Origin of the sequence: Lacisediminihabitans sp., assembly GCF_036404185.1 — a bacterium.
Taxonomy (GTDB): Bacteria; Actinomycetota; Actinomycetes; order Actinomycetales; family Microbacteriaceae; genus Lacisediminihabitans.
In genome coordinates this window covers 1-5,252 of sequence record NZ_DASWPB010000235.1, presented here as the reverse complement: position 1 = coordinate 5,252, position 5,252 = coordinate 1, and the positions used below count along the sequence as shown (strand labels likewise).

Genomic DNA, 5,252 nt, shown 5'->3' with positions numbered 1-5,252 from the left:
GCGCTGGAGGAGAAGCTGGCGGTCCTCGACCATGGCGAGGCCGCGGTCGCCCTCGCCTCCGGTGTCGCGGCGCTGCACGCCGTGTTCTTCACCTTCCTGAGGTCCGGCGACCATGTGGTGGTGGCCGACGTGGTCTACGAGGCGACCTTCCGGCTGTTCGCGGAGCTCCTGCCGGAGAAGTACGGCATCCTGGCGACGTTCGTGGACACGAGCGATCCGGAGGCGGTCCGGGCGGCCATCCGTCCGGAGACCCGGCTGATCCACGCGGAGACGCCGGCGAATCCGACGACTCGCATCACGGATGTCGAACGACTCGCCGCGATCGCGCACGGGGCGGGGGCCATCCTCAGCGTCGACTCGACCTTCGCCTCACCGATCCTGCTGCGACCGCTGGACCTCGGCGCCGATCTGGTGGTGCATTCGCTGACCAAGTACATCAACGGGCACGGGGACGCGATGGGCGGCGCGGTCATCGGCTCTCGCGAGCTGATCGACCGGATCAGGGGCGATGCCATGGTGGACGTCGGGGGAGTGATCAGCCCGTTCAACGCCTGGCTGATCACCCGGGGATCGATCACCCTCCCGCTGCGGATCCGGCAGCACTCCTCAAGCGCGCAGGCGATCGCGGAGTTCCTCGAGGCCGACGATCGGGTGGCCTTCGTCGCCTATCCCGGTCTGCCGTCGCATCCGCAGCACGAGCTCGCGGTGCGCACCATGCCGAACGGCTTCGGCGGCATGATGGCCTTCGCGATCCGCGGGGATTCGGATGCCCAGAACCGGTTCGTCGCGAACCTGCGCGTGATCACCTCCGCGGTCTCGCTCGGCCACGACGAGTCGCTCATCGTCCACGTCGGGACCACCGGTCCGCGGGTTGCCTATTACCCGGAGGAGTTCAGGAGGTGGGGGCACCTGCGCCTGTCCGTCGGGCTGGAGGACCCCGCCGACCTCGTCGCCGACCTCACCGCGGCGCTCGACGAGACCCTGGGGGAGCGGTCGGCCGGCGGCACGATCGGCCTGTCGCTCCCCTGAGGCGGCGGCAGGCCGATCCCTCGCTTAGTCCTCGTCGATCGCCGCGGAGGCGAGGGAGGACAGACCCCAGCCGGTGACCCCGACCAGGATGCCTGCCCCGATCGCGAAGGCCGAGACGCCGAAGGAGACGACGGAGGTGAACAGCGAGGTCCTGAGGAAGGACCCGTTCATGAGGGTGGCACGGATCGGGTCGTCCTGCGGCAGCTCGGCGAAGGTCTTGCCTTTGCTGGCGGCCAGCGCGTGCTGATTGATGATGTTGGCCTCGGCCAGCGCCGTGAACGGACCTTCGACCGGTGCCCCGGCCAGCATGGGCGAGTCGGGACTGACGGTGATCTTCTCCGCGCGGAGCTGCTTGCGCACGACGGCCCAGACCACACTCCCCGTCGCGATGAGTGCCGCGCCCCCGATCATGCCGAGAACCCCGGCGGATCGGATGGCGGACGCCCTGTCTGCGCCGATGGTGAGGGTGGTGCGGAAGGGGTGGATCAGCTCTGGCATGGAGTGCCTTTCTCGGAATCGTTGATGGTGCGGTCTATACGGTGCTGCGTCTGGTCCGCGGGGCGAAGACCGTCAGCGCCCAGCCGAAGAGTCCCACGATGATGCCCATGCCGATGGCGAAGACGGCGACGCCGAACGACACCACCGAGGTGAACAGGGAGGCGCGGAGGAAGGAGGCATCCATCACCGTCTCGCGCACCGGGTCGTCCTGACCCAGCTGGGCATAGGTCTTGCCCTTGCTCGCCTCGAGGGCGTGGTGATTGATGATGTTCGCCTGGGCGAACGCGGTCAACGGACCGTCCACCTTCGAGCCGGCCAGGATGGGCGAGTCGGCGCTCACGGTGATCTTCTCGTTGCTGAGCTGGCTGCTCACCACACCCCAGACGACACCGCCGGCGATGATCAGGACGATCCCGCCGATGATGCCGAGCCAGCCGATGACGGTGATGGCACGGGCCTTGCCCGTGCTGATGGTGGGAAGAGGGACAGTGGTGGACATGATGCCAGCCTTTCGTCGGTGATCCCGGTGCCGCCGCCGTGACAGCGGCGGCACCAGACCCCGGTCGGGGGTGGTACCGATAGTAGCGAGCCGACAGGCCGCGACCTAGGGCAAGGTCCGATCTAGTAGACCTTCAGTCCCCTGGCGCGGAACTGGGAGCGCACGCGTTCCTGCAGCTCGTTGTCCGGCGGCTTCACGCCGTGGAGCGGATAGGTGACACCCAGCCGGTCCCACTTGTCCTCGCCCATCTGGTGGAAGGGCAGGACCTCGACGCGTTCGACGTTGGGCCAGCGCTCGACGATGTCGGCGACGGCCTCGACGTTGTCGACGGCGTCCGTCAGCCCGGGGACCAGGACGAAGCGCACCCAGACCGCGATGCCGCGTTCGGCCAGCCGATCGCCGAAGGCGATGGTCGGGGCGAGTGCCCTGCCCGTCACCTCACGGTAGGTATCGGGCAGCCCGGACTTCACATCGAGCAGCACGAGGTCCACGTTGTCGAGCAGGTCGTCGGAGGCCTGCTTGCCGAGGAACCCTGAGGTGTCCAGGGTGGTGTGGATGCCGAGCTCGCGGCACTCCTTGAACATGCGCTTGACGAACGACGGCTGCATGAGCGGCTCTCCACCGGAGATGGTGAGCCCGCCACCGGTGGCCTTGAACACGCTGCGGTAGCGCTTGACTCGCTCCAGCAGTTCGGAGATGTCGGTGATCTTCCCGTCCCGCATCTTCCAGGTGTCGGGGTTGTGGCAGTACTGGCAGCGGAGCAGGCAGCCGGACAGGAACAGCGTCATGCGCGTCCCCGGTCCGTCGACCGCGGTAACCAGTTCCCACGAGTGGACGCTGGCAACGGTTCCGTTGCGGATGGCCTCCAGCTCGAGGTGGCGGAGATCCGCGGGGAGCGCGGCCGTGTTCTGGCCGCCCTCCCCGTTCGAATCGTCCATCTCGACGACGGGGCACGAGACACTCGGGAAACCGAGCGAAACGGCTGTCATCTTGTTTCCTTTCTCAGTGCAGGCGTCAGACGCCGGCGTGGAAGGTGCGGCTGAGCACATCCAGCTGCTGTTCGCGGGTCAGTCGCACGAAGTTGACGGCATACCCGGAAACCCGGATCGTCAGCTGCGGGTACTTCTCCGGGTGCTCCATCGCGTCCTCGAGGGTCTCCCGGTTGAGGACGTTGATGTTGGCGTGGTAACCGTGCTCGACCGTGTAGGCGTCCAGCAGGCCGATCAGGTTGGTGACCTGCTCGTCCGGGTTGTGTCCCAGGCCGCTCGGAACGACCGTGGTCGTCAGCGAGATGCCGTCCTGTGCCTCCGAGTACGGGAGCTTCGCGACGCTCAGCGCGGATGCGAGCATCCCGTGGGTGTCGCGTCCGTTCATCGGGTTCGCACCGGGCGCGAAGGGCAGGCCCTTGCGACGGCCGTCGGGGGTGTTTCCTGTGGCCTTGCCGTAGACGACGTTCGAGGTGATCGTCAGCACGGACTGGGTGTGCAGCGCGTTGCGGTAGGTCGGGTGCTTGCGCACCATGGCCATGAACCGCTCGACGATCTCGACGGCGATGCTGTCGACCCGGTCGTCATCGTTACCGAACGCCGGGTACTCGCCCTCGACGATGTAGTCGACCACGAGGCCGGTCTCATCGCGGACGGGGGTGACCTTGGCGTACTTGATGGCGGAGAGCGAGTCGGCGGAGACGCTCAGGCCGGCGATTCCGCAGGCCATCGTGCGCAGGATGTTGCCATCGTGCAGCGCCATCTCGATGCGCTCGTAGGCGTACTTGTCGTGCATGTAGTGGATGCAGTTGAGTGCGTCGACGTAGGTCTCGGCGAGCCACTCGAGGGTGTTCATGAATCCGGCCCAGACGGTGTCGTAGTCGAGCACCTCCTGGGTGTTCGGCGCGGTCGCCGGGGCGATCTGCTTGCCGGAGACCTCGTCGCGACCACCGTTGATCGAGTACAGCAGCGCCTTGACGGTGTTGACCCGAGCGCCGAAGAACTGCATCTGCTTGCCGACGCGCATGGGCGAGACGCAGCAGGCGATCGCCGCGTCGTCACCCCAGGCGCCGCGGATGAGGTCGTCCGACTCGTACTGGATGGCCGAGGTGTCGATCGACACCTGCGCGCAGAAGCGCTTGAAGCCCTCGGGGAGAGCATCGTTCCAGAGCACGGTCAGGTTCGGCTCGGGAGCCGGGCCGAGGTTGTAGAGGGTCTGGAGGAAGCGGAAGGCCGTCTTGACGACGAGCGGGCGCCCGTCCTCGCCGATGCCGCCGATCGACTCCGTGACCCAGGTGGGGTCGCCGGCGAAGATGTCGTCGTACTCCGGGGTCCGCAGGAAGCGCACGATGCGGAGCTTGATGACCAGGTCATCGATGAGCTCCTGTGCGCGCTCCTCGGTGATGAGGCCGGCCTCGAGGTCGCGCTGGATGAAGACATCCAGGAAGGCCGTGTTGCGGCCGAAGGACATCGCCGCGCCGTTCTGCTCCTTGACCGCGCCGAGGTAGGCGAAGTACAGCCACTGCACGGCCTCCTGAGCGGTCTCGGCCGGGCGGGTGATGTCGCATCCGTAGGAGGCGGCCATCTGGGCCAGCTCCTTGAGCGCCTTGATCTGCTCGGCGTTCTCCTCGCGGGAGCGGATGACGTCCTCGGTGGAGGACTCCATGTCGAGTTCGACGCGCTCGAGCTTCTTGGCGGCGATGAGGCCGTCGGTGCCGTAGAGGGCGACGCGGCGGTAGTCGCCGATGATGCGGCCGCGGCCGTAGGCGTCCGGCAGGCCCGTGATCAGGTGGCTGCTGCGCGCGCGGCGGACGGAGGGCGGGTAGACGTCGAAGACGCCGTCGTTGTGGGTCTTGCGGTACTTGGTGAAGATGGTCTCGAGCTCGGGGGAGACGGGGTAGCCGTAGGTCTCGAGGGAGGTGGCGACCATGCGCCATCCACCGAACGGCATGATCGCGCGCTTGAGCGGCGCATCCGTCTGGAGACCGACGATGAGCTCGTTGGCCTGGTCGATGTAACCGGGGGCGTGGGCGGTGATGGTCGCCGGCGTGGTCGCGTCGATGTCGTAGACACCCTTCTCGCGCTCCTGCGGGAACATCGCGGTGAGCTTGGCCCAGATGCCGAGCGTGCGCTCGGTCGGTCCGGAGAGGAAGCTCGCGTCTCCGGTGTACGGGGTGTAGTTGCGCTGGATGAAGTCACGCACGTCGATGGCGTCGTGCCAGGGGCCGGGAACGAATCCG

5 protein-coding genes are annotated in these 5,252 nt (G+C 67.3%); 1 reads left to right on the top strand and 4 read right to left on the bottom strand.

The features are described from left to right. Positions 1–1,029: aminotransferase class I/II-fold pyridoxal phosphate-dependent enzyme (locus tag VGC18_RS16170; RefSeq protein ID WP_331099300.1), on the top strand; the 1,029-nt coding region annotated here is incomplete at its 5' end. Positions 1,030–1,053: 24 nt separating this feature from the next. Here the strand turns inward: VGC18_RS16170 and VGC18_RS16165 are convergent. The 4 genes from VGC18_RS16165 to pflB all read right to left on the bottom strand — a co-directional run. After that, complete coding sequence (locus VGC18_RS16165) at positions 1,054–1,527, bottom strand: aromatic ring-opening dioxygenase LigA (protein WP_331099298.1); 474 nt, start codon at positions 1,525–1,527, stop codon at positions 1,054–1,056. Positions 1,528–1,561: 34 nt separating this feature from the next. Next, positions 1,562–2,026 (bottom strand): aromatic ring-opening dioxygenase LigA, encoded by a 465-nt coding sequence (locus VGC18_RS16160; RefSeq protein WP_331099296.1) that lies wholly within the window; start codon positions 2,024–2,026, stop codon positions 1,562–1,564. Positions 2,027–2,148: 122 nt separating this feature from the next. Next, complete coding sequence (pflA, locus tag VGC18_RS16155; RefSeq protein WP_331099294.1) at positions 2,149–3,015, bottom strand: pyruvate formate-lyase-activating protein; 867 nt, start codon at positions 3,013–3,015, stop codon at positions 2,149–2,151. Between the two features lie 25 nt (positions 3,016–3,040). Further along, a partial coding sequence (gene pflB, locus VGC18_RS16150) for a formate C-acetyltransferase (RefSeq protein WP_331099292.1) occupies positions 3,041–5,252 on the bottom strand: 2,212 nt, incomplete at its 5' end.

What these genes read in the sequence shown, in the direction of transcription:
- pflA (WP_331099294.1), bottom strand. Translation starts at nt 3,015, where the DNA reads ATGACAGCCGTTTCGCTCGGTTTCCCGAGTGTCTCGTGCCCCGTCGTC.
- VGC18_RS16165 (WP_331099298.1), bottom strand. Translation starts at nt 1,527, where the DNA reads ATGCCAGAGCTGATCCACCCCTTCCGCACCACCCTCACCATCGGCGCA.
- VGC18_RS16160 (WP_331099296.1), bottom strand. Translation starts at nt 2,026, where the DNA reads ATGTCCACCACTGTCCCTCTTCCCACCATCAGCACGGGCAAGGCCCGT.